Consider the following 15,934-nt stretch of genomic DNA (forward strand, 5'->3'; position numbering starts at 1 on the left):
GCGGGGGCCCTGTCACGCCTCCCAGACGGCCGCCGCCGTGCGGTCGTCGGAGTAACCCTTCACCCTCACCTGGGTGTCGGCGAGGAAGGCGGCGAGCCCGGGCGGGGTGGGGCCCGACCAGCGTCCCGTCAGGTGCGCGGACAGTTCCGGCTCGCCGCGCAGGGGTTCGGCCAGGCCGCCGGTGCACATCAGGAGCGTGTCACCCGGGCGGGCTACGGAGGCACGGAAGCGGAAGGGCTCGCGGGGCGGCTCGGGGGCGGGGTCGTAAGGGTTCGGCGGGGTCGTGATGCCGAGGTCCATGGTGAGGCGGTCGCCCTCGGGCGTCTCGGCCGGCAGGGACCCGAACCCGACGACCGGCTCCCCGGCGACCTCGCCCACCTGCGGCTCGATGTCCTGCCACACGCCGCCGCGCAGCCGGAACAGTCCGCCGGAGCCGACACCGAAGAAGACGCGCGTGCGGCAGTCGGGGTCGGCGGGCAGGAGCAGACAGCGCAGGGTGGCCGCGTACTCCTCCGGCGCCAGGCCTTGTTCCGCGGCGCTGGCGCGGAGCCGGCCGAGGCTGCGGTCGGTGAGGCGGTGCAGGCCGGACTTCAGGTCGCCACGCCGGGCCGCCCTTATGTCCTCGGCGAGCCGGACGTGACTGCGGCCCACGGCCCGTCCGATCCACCGGCACGCCTCGGCGGCCGCCCGGTGGGCTCCCGGGGTCGCCCGGGCGCCGGTCGCCATCGCGACGAGGATCAGCGCATGCTCACCCGCGCCGAAACGGGCGGTGAGCAGCGAGTCACGGCGCGGCTCGCCCCGGTACCGCGCGGAGTCCCCCCGCACGGAAACGGCCCGCAACGCCCAGGCCCCGTACCGGGCCCCGTCCAGGACGGTGTCGGCGACGAGATCGTCCAACTCGTCCGGGTCGGCGAGCGGGAGGGCGGTGGGCTCGGCATCGTAGGTGGGCGGCCCGGAACCGACGTAGTCCTTTTGCGGGTCGGGAGCACGCTCAGGTGCTGCTGAAGGTGCCGGAGGTGCGGCAGATGCCGGGGAGTTGGGAGCGTGCGCCGGGAGTGGGGGGCGCTCGGAGGCGGGGGCGCCCTTGAGGGTGGACGGGTAACTCGCCGGAGCGAGAGGGGCTGCGGTGCCGCTGGCGGAGACGGTGGGGGCGGAGGGCGCGGTGGGGGCGGTCGGAGGTGGCGGCGCGTGGGCCGGAGTGGGCGGCAGCGCGGGCGGGGGCGGCGGCACAGTTGGTGCGGTTGGTGCGGTGGACGGGGTGAGGGGTGAAGCCGTGGGCGCTGAGGGGGAGGTTGTCGGCGACCCGGGTGAGGTGGACGGCGCAGGTGGGGAGGGCGGTGCCGGGGGCGCGGAGGGGGCGGACGGTGTCTCCGTCGGCGTGCGGCCGTCGGGCGTGGAGGATGCGGGACCGCCGGGCGCCCGCTCGTCGAAGCCCGGCGGCAGTGGGCCGGGCAGGAAGTTCTCGGGACCGGACGGTGTGGCTGACGGCGGTTCCCAGGGGGCGCGGTACCGCTCGGGCGGACGGGCGCCCGGATCGGTCTCGGCCCCGCGTGCGCCGACGTCGGCACCCTGACCGGCGCCCGAAGAGGCGTTCGGATCAGCGGCCCAGCCGATGCCTCGGCCCGCGTGACGGCCGACGTCCCGACCGGTGCCGCGTCCAGCATCGTGCCGGGCGTCACGCTCATCGGCGAGCCCGCTGTCGGGGTCCCCCGGGTCCCAGCTCGTGCCTGTGCCTGTGCCTGTGCCTTGGCGTGTGGCTGGGGCGGAGCCGGAGTCGGCCATGCGGCCGCGCCGGGGCGGCGGAACAGTGGCCTCCGATGAGGGCGGCGGCGCTGTCGGCGGCGCGACCTGCGAGGCCCACCAATCGGTCCGGCCGCGCGGACCGGGCCGCTCGGCCCGTGGTGCCGACACCGGGCCGACGGGACCCGAAGGGCCTGCCTCATCCACGCCGTCCACGCGGTCCGAGTCGTCCGAGTCGTCCACGTGGTCCGAGTCGTCCGAGTCGTCCACGTGGTCCGAGTCGTCCCCGTGGTCCCGGTGGTGCGTGTCATCGTCCGCACCGCTCGCCGGGGCGCGCGCGCCCGCCGCGGTCCCCGTGCCGGCCGTCGCACCCTCGGAGTGCGCCGCCGTACCCGCGGAGCGGACCGCTCCGGCGGCCGAGGCGAAGCGGTCGTCCAGGGAGTCGGCGGCGGGCGTGGGCCCCGTGTCCTCGGTGGAGTCGTCGTACAACTGCCCCCACCAGTCGTCCTCGTGACCGGTGGACCTTCCCCCCTGCTGGCTCATGCCCCCAATTGTCCACCGCACGGGCCGTATGAAAACGGGGCATCCGGAAAATGATTCACCGCACGGGTGTCGAACAGTATGTCGAGCGACGTCCGGAACAGCAGTGCGACGGAAGTGCTTCCTGAGGCGGCAGAGGTCGCCGGGCGGTTTTCCCCCCACGGGACCCGATGATCACGTGTTTCCGCCGTGGCCACACCTTGGCAGATTGACGTCGGTGGCCTCCGACTCCGCCCCCTTGACCTGCGTCTTCTTCTCGATTCGGGCACCCTGGGCAGATGGGAGTGTGGGAACTCCTGCTGGTCGGACTGGTCATTCTGCTCGGCCTGTGCGGAGTGCTGGTGCCCGGTGTGCCGGGATCGTGGCTGGTGTGGGCCGCGGTCCTGTGGTGGGCACTGGAGGACCCGCAGCCGGTCGCCTGGGCCGTGCCGATGGGGGCCACGCTGGCGCTGTTCCTGTCCCAGGTGGTGCGCTGGGCCCTGCCGCCCCGTCGGCTGCGCGCGAGCGGCGCGACACCCCGGATGGCGGTGTACGCGGGCCTCGGCGCGTTCCTCGGCTTCTTCCTGCTCCCCGTGCTCGGCGCGATCCCCGGTTTCATGGGCGGCATCTACCTCTGCGAACGGCTCCGCCTGGGCCGCCACGGTGAGGCACGGGCGGCCCTGCGCACCGCGATGCGCTCCGGCGGCTCCAGCATCCTCGCCGAGCTGTTCACCTGTCTGCTCGTCATGGGCGCGTGGCTGGGGACGGTGCTGTGGGGATGAGGCACCACTAGAGCGGTGCCGGGAAGGAACCCTCCAGCGTGAGCAGCCGAACCTTGCGCTCCAGCCCGGCCGCGTATCCCGTCAGCGAGCCGTCGGCGCCGATCACCCGATGGCAGGGCCGCAGGATCAGCAGCGGATTCGCCCCGATCGCTCCTCCGACCGCTCGTACGGCCATCCGCGAGGCGCCGACGCGGGCGGCGATCTCGCCGTACGTCGTGGTCGCCCCGTAGGGGACGGAGTCGACGGCGGCCCACACCCGCTCACGGAACTCGGTGCCGTCGCCACGCAGGGGAAGCCGGAACTCCTTCAGCTCGGCGGCGAAGTAGGCGGCGAGCTGTTCCCCGGCGGAGCGGAACGGCCCGGGGTCGTGCCGCCAGCCGTCCTGGACCGTCGCCCCGCCCTTCTGTCCGGGCATGGAGAGGGACGTCAGCACGCCGGACGCGTCGGCGGTGAGCAGCAGCGGGCCGAGCGGGCTGTCCACGCTGGTGTAGTACGTCAGGTCGGTCGGGGTGTTCATCGTTCCTCCGCGGCGCGCAGGTGGTGCAGGGCGTAGGTGCGCCAGGGGCGCCAGCTGTCGGGCACGTCCGCGCCGGGCGGCGCTACGTCGGGATCGCCGAGAGCGCGGGCGCGGATCGCCGCCACCGTACGGGCGTCCAGGCCGGGCAGCGCGAGCAGCGCTTCCTGGGCGTCGTCCCGGTCGACGCCCGGGTCGAGGCGTACGGTGCCGTCCGCGAGGGCGGCGGCGAGAGCGCCGAGGGTTCCGCCGGCGCCGGCCAGGGCGGCCGGTTCGGGGAAGAGGTGGGTGAGGGTTCCGCACGGTGCGTCGAGCACCTTGCCGTGGGCGCGGACCAGGCGTTCCGATTCCGTCCGCCCCACCAGCGCCCGTAGGGCGTACTCCTCCGGGTCGGCGGCCCCCGGCGCGCGCAGTCCGGGCCGGGCGGCGACCAGCGGTGCGAGCCGCGGATCGGCGCCGAGCCTCTCGTCCACGGCGAACGGGTCGGCGTCGAGGTCGAACAGCCGCCGCAGCCGCTGGACGGCGGTGGTGAGGTCGCGCAGGTCGGTGAGGTGCAGCCGGGCGTCGAGCCAGCCGCCGGGATGGACGGCCGTGGCCAGGCCGGTGTCGCCCGGCCGCTCGTCCACGGCGACGATCCCGGTGCCGTGGGGCAGCCGCAGCGTACGCCGGTACGTGCGTGCGCCGAGCGGCCCGCTCACCTCCTCCACGCCGGCCACGGCCTCTCGTTCCAGCAGGTCGAACACGGTGCCCGCGTGATACGGGCCGCGGTGGGCGAGCCGCAGCGGGATCCCTGCGGACGGGGTGGCGCTGCGGCGACTCGCGCGGACGGCGGCCCGCAGCTCGGTCGGGGTCGCGGCGTACACGGTCCGGACGGTGTCGTTGAACTGCCGCACGCTGGCGAACCCGGACGCGAAGGCGATCTCGGTGACCGGCAGGCCGGTCGTCTGCAGCAGGACCCGCGCGGTGTGGGCGCGCTGCGCCCGGGCGAGGGCGACCGGACCCGCGCCGAGTTCGGCGGTGAGCTGGCGCTGTACCTGGCGGGAGCTGTAGCCGAGTCGGTCGGCCAGCCCGGTGACGCCCTCGCGGTCGACGACGCCGTCGCCGATCAGTCGCATGGCGCGGCCCACGACGTCGGCGCGCACGTTCCAGTCGGCCGATCCGGGGACGGCGTCCGGGCGGCACCGCCGGCAGGCCCGGAAGCCGGAGCCCTGCGCGGCGGCGGCCGTCGCGAAGAAACGCACGTTGCGGCGTTTCGGTGTCACGGCGGGGCAGCTGGGCCGGCAGTAGATGCCGGTCGTCTCGACGGCGAAGAAGAACTCGCCGTCGAACCGGGCGTCCCTGCTGCGGACCGCCTCATAGCGGGTTTCCTGGTCCGTCATGGGTTCCAGTCTTCGCCCACGACGGAAACCGTGCTAGCGGAAATCGGACGTGACGCTGAGGCGGCGCAGGCCGGTGACCGGACACGTGCACGCCTACCCGGTTCAGCGAGGCGGAGCAGGTCGCCATGACCCCCGCCCTCGTTTCGCCTCCCCCGCGGCCCGGCCTTCGGCCTGCTTGCGCTTCCAGTCCTGGCGGATGTCGGCACGCATGCGGGCGTCGGACTTGGCGACGATCCACTGGTTCTCCCGGACGAGCTTGCGATAGCTCTCCAGTCGTCGCAGGGGCAGCTCCCCGTCGTCGACGGCGGCACGCACCGCGCACCCCGGCTCGACCTCATGGGCGCAGTCGTGGAACCGGCAGCCCCGGGCGAACTCCTCGATCTCCGAGAAGACCTGTCCCACCCCGCCGCCCGCGTCCCAGAGGCCGACGCCGCGCAGCCCGGGCGTGTCGATGAGGACGCCCCCGCCGGGCAGCGGCAGCAGGTTACGCGTGGTGGTGGTGTGCCGCCCCTTGCCGTCCATGTCGCGGGTGGCCTGAACGTCCATCACGTCCTCGCCGACGAGCGCGTTCGCGAGCGTCGACTTGCCCGCTCCGGACGCCCCGAGCAGCACGGAGGTGCCTCGGCCGAGGAGTGCGGCGAGCTCCTCGACGCCCTCGCCGTCGCGGGCGCAGACGGTGAGCACGGGCACGCCGGGCGCACTGGTCTCCACGTCCTGCACGAGGTAGGAGAGCGCGACCGGGTCGGGCACCAGGTCGGCCTTGGTGAGCACGACGACGGGCTGTGCGCCGGACTCCCAGGCCAGGGCCAGGAACCGCTCGACTCGACCGAGATCCAGTTCGACGGCCAGGGACATCGCGACGACGGCGTGGTCGACGTTGGCCGCGAGGATCTGTCCCTCGGACCGCTTGGAGGAGGTGGAACGCACGAAGGCGGTACGGCGGGGCAGGAGTGTCCGCACATACCGGGGGTCGCTGCCGTCGGGGTCGACGGCGACCCAGTCCCCCGTGCACACGACCTTCATCGGGTCACGGGGAACGACGAACTCGGTGTCGGCGCGGACCGTGCCGGTCCGGGTGACGACGTCGCACAGTCCGCGGTCGACCCGCACGACACGGCCGGGCACGAGGCCCTGCTCGGCGTGCGGAGCGAACTCTGCTTCCCAGCCCTCGTCCCAACCGATGGAAACGAGAGGGCGCGACGAACCCGAAGGACGAGAAGACGACGACGAAGGAGAAGTGGAAGACGAAGAGAGAGTCAAGGGAAACCCTTCACAGGGCGGCCCCGGCCACGCGCACTCGCGATGGGTGTGCGACGTGGGAAAGGTCAGCCGGAGGCCACGGAGGTGGAGTGGATGATCTTCTGGTTGCGGGCAACGGCCCTCACGAAGACAGTCATCGGTCACACCTCCCGTTTCTCACTCGGCCGACCACGGCAGCCGACGGCTACCGCGTGAAGCGATCCTCACCTTAGAGGCAGCCCGCATTCCGGTGCCACCCGTTTTCCGTCCGAATCAGTGACGGTACGTCAGGACGTCGTGCATGGCTTCCCGTTGAGGGCGAACGCGTACGGGGCGCTGTTCTTGTCATGCCAGGAGGCGAGGAAGCCGAAGCTGAGGGTGCCGTTGGCCGCGACGGACCGGTTGTAGTCCGCCGCGGTCGCGGTGACCCGGGAGCCGTTCTGGGCGAGGCTCGCGTCCCACATCTGGTCGACCCGCTGGCCGTCGCGGAAGGACCAGGCCACCCGCCAGTCGTCGAGGGTGTTGGAGGTCGTGACGGTGACGGTGGCCTGGAAGCCGTCCGGCCACTGGTTGACGAGGTCGTAGCGGACCTCGCAGGCCGCCCCGTCCGCACTCCCCCCGGCGCCCGCGCCGGTACCGGCGGTGGCCGAGGAGGTGCCCTGGGGCTCCGGGTCGGGCTTGCCGGTGTCGTCGCCGTCCGTCGCCGACGCCGTACTGCCGGCGGACGGCTTCGGGGCGGACGAGGACGGCGCCGCGGAGTTGTCGGGTGTGGCGGACGGCAGGGAGGGGCCGGGTCCGGCCACCGGGCTGCTGTCCGTGGGGCCGCCCTGGGCAACGCTGTCACCGCCGCTGTCGCCGGGCATCATCGACACGGCGAGCGCCAGCCCGGAGACGAGGACGGCGGCGACGAGAAGCGCGTTGCGCCGCACGCGCGCCCTGCCGGCGGCGGCCCGTACGGCCGCGCCCTCGGGGTCGGGCGTCTCGGGGCGTCCGGGGCCGAGGCGCACCTCGAAGGCGCGGCGGCGGCGCTCCAGGTAGGCGAGGCCGCCCCAGCCGATGACGCCCTGGGCGAGCGCCGCGGGCAGCCCGCCGCCGTGCAGTCGCAGACAGGCCGCGGCTTCGGCGCATTCGACGCAGGTGGCGAGGTGCCGGGAGAGGTCCGGCGGCGTGTCGGCCGCGGGCGAGCGGGTGACCGCGTCCAGGAGCCGGACGTAACTGCGGCACTCCGCATCCATCGGCGTGTCGAGGTGGTTGCGGTGGCAGCGGTCCCGGAACAGGCCGCGGACCTGGTTCAGCTCCTCCACCGCGGCGGTCTGGTCCAGGCCCTGCCGGCGGACCACGGCGTGCAGCGGAAGCGCCTCCACCTCCGCCAGCCACAGCAGGGCGGCGTCCGCTTCCTGCATGTCCCGCAGGCCGCGCAGGGCTATGGGACGGCTGAGGGGCGGTCCGACGTAGCGGGCCGCCTTGCCGGAGTTCAGCCACAGGCGCAGGTCCGGGTCGAGTTTGTGGCCGTGGCCCTGGGCCTCCCAGTGGGCCGCCGTGGCGCGTACGGCGGTCAGCAGCAGGGGGATCCGGGGCAGCCGGGACGAGCGACGGCCGGCGCCTCGCGCGGTCCCGTCCTCGGCGGCGCGGGCCTCGCGTATGCCGAGCGCGAACGCCTCACGGGCCAACTGGTTCGCCGCGGTCGAGCCGGACGTGCACAGGTCGGCGTACGACAGGACGGCATCCCAGCACTCGGAGAACAGCGCGGCTTCGGCGGCGTCCTTCGGGGTCGGCAGGTCGGGCATGGGTCTCCTGCATCCACAAGCGAGGTCAACTCACCATGACGGCAATGGAGTTGGGGGGAACCTCGCGGCAGAGGCAGAGCTTTTCACGTTTCCAACACAACTGACAAGCGCCCTGTTCAGATGTCATGTCAGGACACCAGGACAAGACAGCAGGGGGCGGCCGCGCCCGTTACTCCGGCCTGTTGTACGGACGCGAACCGCCGTGTGTTCAACGCCGGCGCCAAGTTTCGACACCGGTTCCGGGGACTATACGGTCGCCTCGTCCTGCGCCGGAAGACTGTCCATGAAGGAACTCACGGAGAACACCGCACGGCCGGGTCCGGGCAGGCCGTAGCCGGGAGGCGAGGAGAGCCCGAACTCGTCCATGGTCGCGCGGTAGGCCTCCAGCAACCGGATGTGGTACTCGAGCGGCGCGCCCTGCGGGTTGGCCTTGCCGAGCGGGGTCGTGGGCTCCGGGCACCAGGTGGTGAAGCGCGGCGTGATGCCCTGCGACATGAAGAAACGCAGCCCCTCCGTGGTGGAGGCGATCGCCTCGTCAACGGTGGTGAAACCGAACGGCTCCGCCATCTCGACTCCCGCGACGAAGTTGGGGATGACGTTGCGCGCGCCGAAGATCTCCGCCGAGTCGAGGATCCGCTTGTGCCACTCGTCGCGGCCGACGTAGCGCTCCTTGCCCGGGCAGTACAGCTCGAACAGCCGGCGGTCCCACACCTCGTAGTTGGGGTGGTAGATCTGCACCCCGTAGTCCTTGAAGCGCTGCACGTCGTCGCGGGGCAGCGCCTGGGCCACGACCTTGCCGATCCAGCGGCCCGGGAAGCGCTCCTCGATGGCCTTGGCGTAGTGGCCGTAGAAGTCGGCCTCGTCGCGCCCGGCAACCGTTTTCGTGATCGCGCCGCCGGTGAGCGTGTAGGCGGTGGACGTCTTCTGGGTGTCGTACCGGTCGATGATCTCGAGCGCCTCCAGGACCTCCTCCACGTCCTTCACGCCCGTGTACGGCCGGCCGGCCGCCTTGTGCTGGCGCCAGTTGTGGTTGATGTCGCAGTACTGGCACTCCTCCTTGGCGCCGAAGTACTGACACACCCGGAAAACGGTCAGATAGATGAGGTAACCCCACTGGATGGTGGGGGCGACCTCCATGACGGACTTCCCGTTGGAGAGCTTGTGCCGGTAGTACTCCGGCATCGGCGGCACCCCGACGTCGGCGATGCGCGTTCCGTCGAGGTAGAGCCCGAGCAGGCCGGCGTCGTCAGCCGCGACGCGGTACGGCGAGGCCGGGTTCACGCGCACCGACACGACGGTCCGCCGCAGGTCGTACGGTCCGCCGGTGAGGATGATCTCCTCCGGCGGGCGGCGCAGCGCGGCCTCGCCGAGCTCGGGCAGGGTGCCGTGGTCGAAGGAGAAGATGAAGTACGACTTCGGCTTGACCTCGCCCGACTCGTTGTCGCTCAGGGCGGAGGGGTCGAAGGCCACGCCTCCGCGCAGCAGGTCCTCCTTGAAGACGGCCTCCCGCGGAACATGCGGAAACCGCTCCATCAGATCCTCGACCAGCGCGGTACGGCTGCCCATCCGTCTCTCCTCCCGGCTCAGGCGTACGAATTCCTCACGGTATGCCCCCGCCCTCCCGGCCGTCGTGCCGGGGCCCCGCTCCGCGCGCCGTCGGCGTCGGCATCGGGGTCGGCATCGAAGGTCGGGATCCGGCATATCGGTCATATGTATCGGACCCACCGAATTGTGGCTGCGACTTCCCGATTTCCGTTTCCTCAGGAAGGATCACCGCATGACCGAAACCGTTACCAACTGGGCCGGCAACATCACCTTTGCCGCCGGTGAGCTGCACCGCCCGGACTCCCTCGAGGCGCTCCGCTCGCTCGTGGCGAAGAGCGAGCGGGTGCGGGTGCTGGGCAGTGGGCACTCGTTCAACGAGATCGCCGAGCCGGGCGGCGACGGAGTGCTCCTGTCGCTGGACGCCCTGGCCGGGGAGGTCGAGGTCGACACCGCGGCCCGGACCGTACGGGTCGGGGGCGGGGTCCGGTACGCGGAACTGGCGCGCCGGGTGCATGAGCACGGGCTGGCGCTGGCGAACATGGCTTCCCTGCCGCACATCTCGGTCGCAGGGTCGGTGGCGACCGGTACGCACGGGTCCGGGATCCGCAACGGCCCGCTCGCCGCCGCCGTACGGGAGGTGGAGATCGTCACCGCCGACGGGTCCACCGTCGTCATCGGGCGTGGCGACCGGCGCTTCGGCGGAGCCGTCACCTCGCTGGGCGCCCTCGGGGTGGTCACCGCGCTCGTACTCGACCTGGAACCCGGCTACGAGGTCGAGCAGCACGTGTTCACCGAACTGCCCCTGGAGGGGCTGGACTTCGAGACGGTGGCGGGGGCGGCGTACAGCGTCAGCCTGTTCACCGACTGGGGTGCGCCCGGCTTCCGGCAGGTGTGGGTGAAGCGGCGCACGGACGAGCCCCTGGCCGACTTCCCGTGGGCGACCCCCGCCGTCCGGGCGCTGCACCCGGTGCCGGGTATGCCGGCGATCAACTGCACCGAGCAGTTCGGGGCGCCGGGGCCGTGGCACGAGCGGCTGCCGCACTTCCGGGCGGAGTTCACTCCGAGCAGCGGAAACGAGCTGCAGAGCGAGTATCTGCTGCCGCGCGGACATGCCGTCGAGGCTCTGCATGCGATCGACGGGATACGACAGACGGTCGCCCCTGTGCTGCAGACCTGCGAAGTGCGGACCGTGGCCGCCGACGAACAGTGGCTGAGCCCCTCCTACGGCCGGGACACCGTGGCGTTCCACTTCACCTGGATCGAGGACACGGCGGCCGTGCTTCCGGTGGTGCGGGCGGTGGAAACCGCGCTGGATCCCTTCGGGCCGAGGCCGCACTGGGGCAAGGTGTTCCAGCTGCCGGCCGACGTGGTGCGCGGGCGGTATGCCCGGGCAGGCGACTTCACGGCCCTGGCCCGGGTACTGGATCCGGCCGGGAAGTTCACCAACGCCTTCGTACGGGACGTCCTGGAAGGCTGACGATTGGCTGACTTCCACCGACTTAATAAAGCCCCTTTCCTAACCCCTTGTCGAACGGTGGGGCACCCCATAACCTGACGCGGCGCCGGTGCCGTCGCCGTACCGGCCTGCCCGGCACGGAAGGGGACGGAAGGGATGAGAGGGCACGCTCCATGAAGCGCGGCACATCACGTGACATCCGCACCGCGAACCGCTACGAGGTGCTGCGTCAGATCATCGCCGCCTCGCCCACCTCCCGGCAGGAGCTCGCGGCCGCGACCGGTCTCTCGCTCGCCACCGTCGCCACTCTCGTCGGCGAACTGCTCGACCTCCGCATGATCACGGAGGTCGGGTTCGAGGACTCGGCGGGTGGCCGCCCCCGGGGCCTCGTGGCCGTCAACGCGTCGGGGGGCGCGTTGATCGGCGTGGACATCGCGGAAACATACGTCCATGTCGAGCTGTTCGATCTCGCCCTGAACGTGCTGGCGCGCGCCGAGGAGAACATGCGGCCCGGCGAGAGCCGCCCGCAGCAGGTGGTCGGCCATGTCGCGACGGCCGCCGGTTCGGTGGTCGCGCAGGCCGGGGTCGAGGCCGCCCGGGTGCTGGGCGTCGGGGTGAGCGTGCCGGGGCAGGTGGACCGCGCCACCGGCATCTCCGAGTACGCGCCCAACTGGGACTGGCACGACGTGCCGTTGCTCGACCTGCTCTCCGAACACATCGCGTATCCGCTGTACTTGGACAATCCGCTGCGCGCCGGCGCGGTCGCCGAACTGTGGTTCGGGGCAGCGCGCGGGCACGGGGACGCCGTGGTGGTCAACCTCGGCACCGGCGTCGGCGCCGGACTGGTGCTGGGCGGCGCGCTGCACCGGGGGGTCAGCAACAGCGCCGGCGAGTGGGGGCACACGACGCTCGTGCTCGACGGCCGGCTGTGCCGGTGCGGCAACCACGGCTGCGTGGAGACCTACGTCGGCGCGCCCGGGATCATGCAGAACCTGCGTGAACTCAGCCCGCAGAGCCCGCTGTTGCATCCCGAGGACCAGACCGCCACCGTCGACGCCCTGGCTGCCGGGGTCGCCGCGGGCGATCCGATCGCCGTCAAGGTCGTGCGCGACACCGCCCGTTACCTCGGTGCCGGCATCGCCAACCTGGTCAATGTCCTCAACCCCGAGGTGGTCGTGCTGAGCAGCTGGGTCGCCGCCCGGCTCGGCGAACCCCTCCTCGACGAGGTCCGCGAGGCCGTCGCCCGGCACGCGCTGAATCGGCCGCTGGCCGCCAACCGGATCGTCCTCTCCACGATCCCCAGCGACCCGGCCTGTCTCGGTGCGGCGACGTTCGCGCTCGAAGGGGCGCTGCAGTCCGTCGGGCAGCGGAACACGAAGCGAACCATCCCCGCACGAGCCAGGAGCCGTATCGCACCCTCTGCATGAACCGGCGAAACCGCACCGCCTTCACCACCGCAACCGTCTTAGCGGTAGCGGTCACGGGGTCCTCCCGGCTGCCCTCTCCGCGAGAACCGCAGCGGCGACAGCCAAAACGGCAGATGTAGGGGAGAACCACCCACTGACCGAGGGCCGCCGGCCCTGACACCGGCGGCCCTCAACCCCCTTTTGGCCCAGCCGAGTTACCCGTTCCGTCACCGCCCCACACCCACGTTTGCCACCCCGCCGTTCGCCATTCCGAACCGATCACAACGCTTCGAACAGGCTTCGTCCAACCCCTTGCCGAAGCCTTAGCCGAAGGTTAACGTCCCGCTCCGCAACGCCATTCGAGCCATCTGGCGCTGAAGCCGTTGAGTCGCAGCCGTACTCGAGACAAGGACGTCACCATGTCGGCAATGAGCAACAGCAACTGGTCCCGCCGATCACTCTTCCGGGCCGCCGCCGGTATGGCAGCGGCCGGCACACTCGCCGCGTGCGGCAGCAACAACGGCAGAAGCGGCGGATCCGGTTCGGGCGTCAACCTGACGCAGTTCTTCCACGCGTACGGCGAGCAGGGCACCGAGCAGGCCATCAAGAAGTACGCGAAGGCCTACGACAAGGCCAACGTGACCACGCAGTGGATCACCAGCGCCGACTTCGAGAGCAAGCTCTTCGCCACGCTGCTCACCAAGAGCGCGCCCGACCTCTTCGAGTTCCACCCGCAGATCCAGATGATCAAGAGCGGTCAGGTGGCGGACCTGACCGACATCATCGACCCGGTCAAGAGCGACTTCAACCCGGCTGACATCAAGTCGCACACGGTCGACGGCAAGATCTACGGCGTCCGGATGATCGACGACCCGCAGTTCTTCTTCTACCGCAAGTCGCTGCTGGAGAAGGCCAAGGTCCAGGTGCCGACCACGCTCGACGAGCTGGCGGAGGCCGCCGCCAAGCTCACCACCGGCAAGGTCAAGGGCCTGTACATGGGCGACGACCTGCACAGCGTCATCAGCCCGATGATCTGGTCCGCGGGCGCCGACACCCTCGACGAGAAGAACCAGATCGCCTACCACACCCCAGGCGTCGTCGAGGGCATCAAGAAGATGCGCAAGCTGTTCACCAGCGGCCACCTCCTCCTCGGCGCGCCGACCGCGTCCTGGGACCCCTCCTCGTTCATCCAGGGCCTGTGCGCCATCCAGTTCTGCGGCATGTGGGCGATGCCGGCGATCCAGAAGGCGCTCGGTGACGACTGGGGAGTCTTCCCCTTCCCGAAGACCATCGACTCCGGCAAGCAGTCGGTGTACAACGGCGGTTGGTCGATGTTCGTCAACGCCAAGGGCAAGAACGTCGAGGCCGCCAAGGAGTACGTCAAGTGGCTGTGGATCGACCAGAAGGAGTACCAGGAGGAGTGGGCCACGTCCTTCGGCTTCCACATTCCGCCGCGTACCTCGATCGCGCAGACCGCCACCAAGCTCAAGTCGGGCAACGCCGCTGAGGGCGTCCGGCTCTTCAACGAGTTCGGCCACTTCGACAACATCGGCTGGACCCAGGCCATGATCACCTCGCTCGAGGACGTCTTCGCCAACTCCGTCCGCAAGGACATGGACCCGGAGGCCGCGCTCGACAAGGCCGACGCGGCTGTCAACCGCGAGCTCAAGAAGCTGTTCGGATAGGCCGCGGGACGGACCACGACATGTCGACGACCAACACGCGCGACCTCGCGCGCCCCGCCCCGGCGAAGGCCTCACCGGCCAAGCCGCGGCGGGGGCTGCGGGGCAGCCCCACCTTCAACTTCTGGCTCTTCTCCGGGCCCTTCCTCATCGGTCTGGCGATCTTCGTCTACGCGCCGATCCTCTGGAGCCTCTGGCTCAGCTTCTTCGAGGCCCGCTTCACCGTCACACCCGACAAGTTCGTCGGCTTCGAGAACTACAAGTACATGCTGACGAACGACGACTTCGTCGGCTCGCTCGGCACCTTCACCGCTTTCGCCGCGTTCATCGTGCCCACCACCTGGGCGCTCTCGCTGGGCCTGGCCCTGCTGGTGAACCGGCTGCGCTTCATGCGGGCCTTCTTCCGCTCGGTCTTCTTCCTGCCGACCGCGTGCAGCTACGTGGCCGCCTCGCTGATCTGGAAGATGTCCATCTTCAGCGGAGTCCGCTTCGGCCTGATGAACACGGTCCTCGGCTGGTTCGGGATCGACAACATCGCCTGGCTGGTCGACCCCAACCCGCCCTGGTACTGGGTGGTCATCGTCTCCGCGCGACTGTGGCTGCAGTCCGGTTTCTACATGATTCTCTTCCTGGCGGCGCTGCAGAACATCCCGGGCGAGCTGTACGAGGCCGCTGCCATCGACGGCGCCAAGCCGGGCTGGCAGACCTTCCGTTACATCACCCTGCCCCAACTGCGCGCCACGTCCACCGCGGTGATCCTGCTGCTGCTCATCGCGGCGTATCAGGCCTTCGACGAGTTCTTCAACCTCCTGTCGAAGACCACATGGGGTCGTCCGCCCCTCGTCGAGCTGTACTACAAGGCCCTGGGCGAGAGCCAGGACTACGGTTCCGGCAGCGCCGGCGCGGTCATCCTGACCGTGTTGATCTGCGCCGTGACCCTGCTCCAGGGCAAGTTCCTGGGCTTCGGAAGGGGGGATGAGTCCAAGTGACCACCACGATGCCCGAGGTGCAGGAACCCGTTCCGTCCACGGACAAGCCCCGTCGCACCCGGCGCGGTGGCGGCGTGATGAGCTCCACCGGCCTCTACATCGCCACCGGGACCGCCGCCTTCTTCTTCCTGGTCCCGTTCTACCTTCTGCTGCGCAACGCCCTCTCCACCGATGCCGAGATCACCGGAGAGAACTGGAAGTTCTTCCCCACGGACATCCAGTGGGGCAACATCAGCGAACTGTTCAGCGACGAGACGGTGCCGTTCGCCCAGTCCCTGTGGAACTCGGCGGTCGTGGCCACGCTGCACACCATCGGCGTCCTGCTGGTGTGCTCGCTGGCGGGCTACGCTCTCGCCCGCATCCCGTACAAGCACGCCAACAAGGTCTTCTACGCCGTCCTGGGCACCCTGATGGTGCCGACGGCGGTCACCTTCGTCCCGAGCTTCGTGCTGGTGTCGTCGCTCGGCTGGGTGGACACCTACCGGGGTCTCATCATCCCGGGCCTGTTCAGTGGTTTCACCTGCTTCCTGTTCCGGCAGTACTTCCTGGGGTTCCCCAAGGAGCTGGAGGAGGCCGCGCGCGTGGACGGACTGGGCTACTGGGGTGCGTACTGGCGCATCGTGGTGCCCAACTCGCTGAACTTCTTCGCGGCGATGGCGACCATCACCTTCATCAACGGCTGGAACTCCTTCCTGTGGCCGCTGGTCATCGGCCAGGACCCGGGTTCGTGGACCGTCCAGGTCGCGCTCTCCAACTACATGACCAACCAGACCGTGATCTTCCATTTGATCTTCATGGCCACCTTCTTTTCCATCCTGCCCCTGGTGTTCGTGTTCCTCTTCCTCCAGCGCTGGCTGGTGCAGGGGATCGCGCAGACCGGCATCAAGGGCTGAGCT

At 70.7% G+C, this 15,934-nt stretch carries 12 protein-coding genes; 6 read left to right on the plus strand and 6 right to left on the minus strand.

What is annotated here, in order from left to right; translation table 11 throughout:
- Positions 1-12 precede the first annotated feature (12 nt).
- Positions 13-2,283 carry a protein phosphatase 2C domain-containing protein gene (locus ACZ5SK_RS18675; protein ID WP_468576304.1) on the minus strand — a complete coding sequence of 757 codons (2,271 nt, stop codon included), beginning with the start codon at positions 2,281-2,283 and terminating at the stop codon, positions 13-15.
- A gap of 275 nt (positions 2,284-2,558) precedes the next feature.
- Between ACZ5SK_RS18675 and ACZ5SK_RS18680 the strand changes: the two genes are divergently transcribed.
- Positions 2,559-3,041: a DUF456 domain-containing protein gene (locus ACZ5SK_RS18680; protein ID WP_334576125.1), complete on the plus strand. Its 483-nt coding sequence runs from the start codon at positions 2,559-2,561 to the stop codon at positions 3,039-3,041.
- Between the two features lie 7 nt (positions 3,042-3,048).
- Here ACZ5SK_RS18680 and ACZ5SK_RS18685 read toward each other — a convergent pair whose 3' ends face one another.
- The 5 genes from ACZ5SK_RS18685 to ACZ5SK_RS18705 form a co-directional block, all read right to left on the minus strand.
- On the minus strand, positions 3,049-3,558 hold the full coding sequence (locus tag ACZ5SK_RS18685; protein WP_334576126.1) for a methylated-DNA--[protein]-cysteine S-methyltransferase: 510 nt from the start codon (positions 3,556-3,558) through the stop codon (positions 3,049-3,051).
- Positions 3,555-4,934 carry an AlkA N-terminal domain-containing protein gene (locus ACZ5SK_RS18690; RefSeq protein ID WP_361705478.1) on the minus strand — a complete coding sequence of 460 codons (1,380 nt, stop codon included), beginning with the start codon at positions 4,932-4,934 and terminating at the stop codon, positions 3,555-3,557. Before ACZ5SK_RS18690 ends, ACZ5SK_RS18685 begins: the two co-directional genes overlap by 4 nt.
- A 102-nt stretch (positions 4,935-5,036) precedes the next feature.
- Positions 5,037-6,194 (minus strand): ribosome small subunit-dependent GTPase A, encoded by a 1,158-nt coding sequence (rsgA, locus tag ACZ5SK_RS18695; RefSeq protein ID WP_457493730.1) that lies wholly within the window; start codon positions 6,192-6,194, stop codon positions 5,037-5,039.
- 266 nt (positions 6,195-6,460) lie between these two features.
- Positions 6,461-7,960: a cellulose binding domain-containing protein gene (locus ACZ5SK_RS18700; RefSeq protein WP_468576305.1), complete on the minus strand. Its 1,500-nt coding sequence runs from the start codon at positions 7,958-7,960 to the stop codon at positions 6,461-6,463.
- Between the two features lie 246 nt (positions 7,961-8,206).
- Positions 8,207-9,526 (minus strand): radical SAM protein, encoded by a 1,320-nt coding sequence (locus tag ACZ5SK_RS18705; RefSeq protein ID WP_334576130.1) that lies wholly within the window; start codon positions 9,524-9,526, stop codon positions 8,207-8,209.
- Positions 9,527-9,737: 211 nt separating this feature from the next.
- Here ACZ5SK_RS18705 and ACZ5SK_RS18710 point away from each other — a divergent pair, with 211 nt between their 5' ends.
- From ACZ5SK_RS18710 to ACZ5SK_RS18730, 5 genes are all read left to right on the plus strand, one after another.
- Positions 9,738-10,982 carry an FAD-binding protein gene (locus ACZ5SK_RS18710; RefSeq protein WP_334576132.1) on the plus strand — a complete coding sequence of 415 codons (1,245 nt, stop codon included), beginning with the start codon at positions 9,738-9,740 and terminating at the stop codon, positions 10,980-10,982.
- Between the two features lie 152 nt (positions 10,983-11,134).
- Complete coding sequence (locus ACZ5SK_RS18715; RefSeq protein WP_334576134.1) at positions 11,135-12,388, plus strand: ROK family protein; 1,254 nt, start codon at positions 11,135-11,137, stop codon at positions 12,386-12,388.
- 398 nt (positions 12,389-12,786) lie between these two features.
- The gene (locus ACZ5SK_RS18720; protein ID WP_334576136.1) at positions 12,787-14,052 is read left to right on the plus strand and encodes an ABC transporter substrate-binding protein; all 1,266 of its coding nucleotides are present in this window, start codon (positions 12,787-12,789) and stop codon (positions 14,050-14,052) included.
- 20 nt (positions 14,053-14,072) lie between these two features.
- On the plus strand, positions 14,073-15,038 hold the full coding sequence (locus ACZ5SK_RS18725) for a carbohydrate ABC transporter permease (RefSeq protein ID WP_334576137.1): 966 nt from the start codon (positions 14,073-14,075) through the stop codon (positions 15,036-15,038).
- The gene (locus ACZ5SK_RS18730; protein WP_334576139.1) at positions 15,035-15,931 is read left to right on the plus strand and encodes a carbohydrate ABC transporter permease; all 897 of its coding nucleotides are present in this window, start codon (positions 15,035-15,037) and stop codon (positions 15,929-15,931) included. Before ACZ5SK_RS18725 ends, ACZ5SK_RS18730 begins: the two co-directional genes overlap by 4 nt.
- Positions 15,932-15,934 lie beyond the last annotated feature (3 nt).

The sequence above is a fragment of the Streptomyces sp. NPDC031474 genome (assembly GCF_055581185.1).

Coding starts and splice junctions, on each gene's coding strand:
- ACZ5SK_RS18675 (WP_468576304.1), bottom strand. CDS start 2,283: ATGAGCCAGCAGGGGGGAAGGTCCACCGGTCACGAGGACGACTGGTGG.
- ACZ5SK_RS18680 (WP_334576125.1), top strand. CDS start 2,559: ATGGGAGTGTGGGAACTCCTGCTGGTCGGACTGGTCATTCTGCTCGGC.
- ACZ5SK_RS18685 (WP_334576126.1), bottom strand. CDS start 3,558: ATGAACACCCCGACCGACCTGACGTACTACACCAGCGTGGACAGCCCG.
- ACZ5SK_RS18690 (WP_361705478.1), bottom strand. CDS start 4,934: ATGACGGACCAGGAAACCCGCTATGAGGCGGTCCGCAGCAGGGACGCC.
- ACZ5SK_RS18700 (WP_468576305.1), bottom strand. CDS start 7,960: ATGCCCGACCTGCCGACCCCGAAGGACGCCGCCGAAGCCGCGCTGTTC.
- ACZ5SK_RS18705 (WP_334576130.1), bottom strand. CDS start 9,526: ATGGGCAGCCGTACCGCGCTGGTCGAGGATCTGATGGAGCGGTTTCCG.
- ACZ5SK_RS18710 (WP_334576132.1), top strand. CDS start 9,738: ATGACCGAAACCGTTACCAACTGGGCCGGCAACATCACCTTTGCCGCC.
- ACZ5SK_RS18715 (WP_334576134.1), top strand. CDS start 11,135: ATGAAGCGCGGCACATCACGTGACATCCGCACCGCGAACCGCTACGAG.
- ACZ5SK_RS18720 (WP_334576136.1), top strand. CDS start 12,787: ATGTCGGCAATGAGCAACAGCAACTGGTCCCGCCGATCACTCTTCCGG.
- ACZ5SK_RS18725 (WP_334576137.1), top strand. CDS start 14,073: ATGTCGACGACCAACACGCGCGACCTCGCGCGCCCCGCCCCGGCGAAG.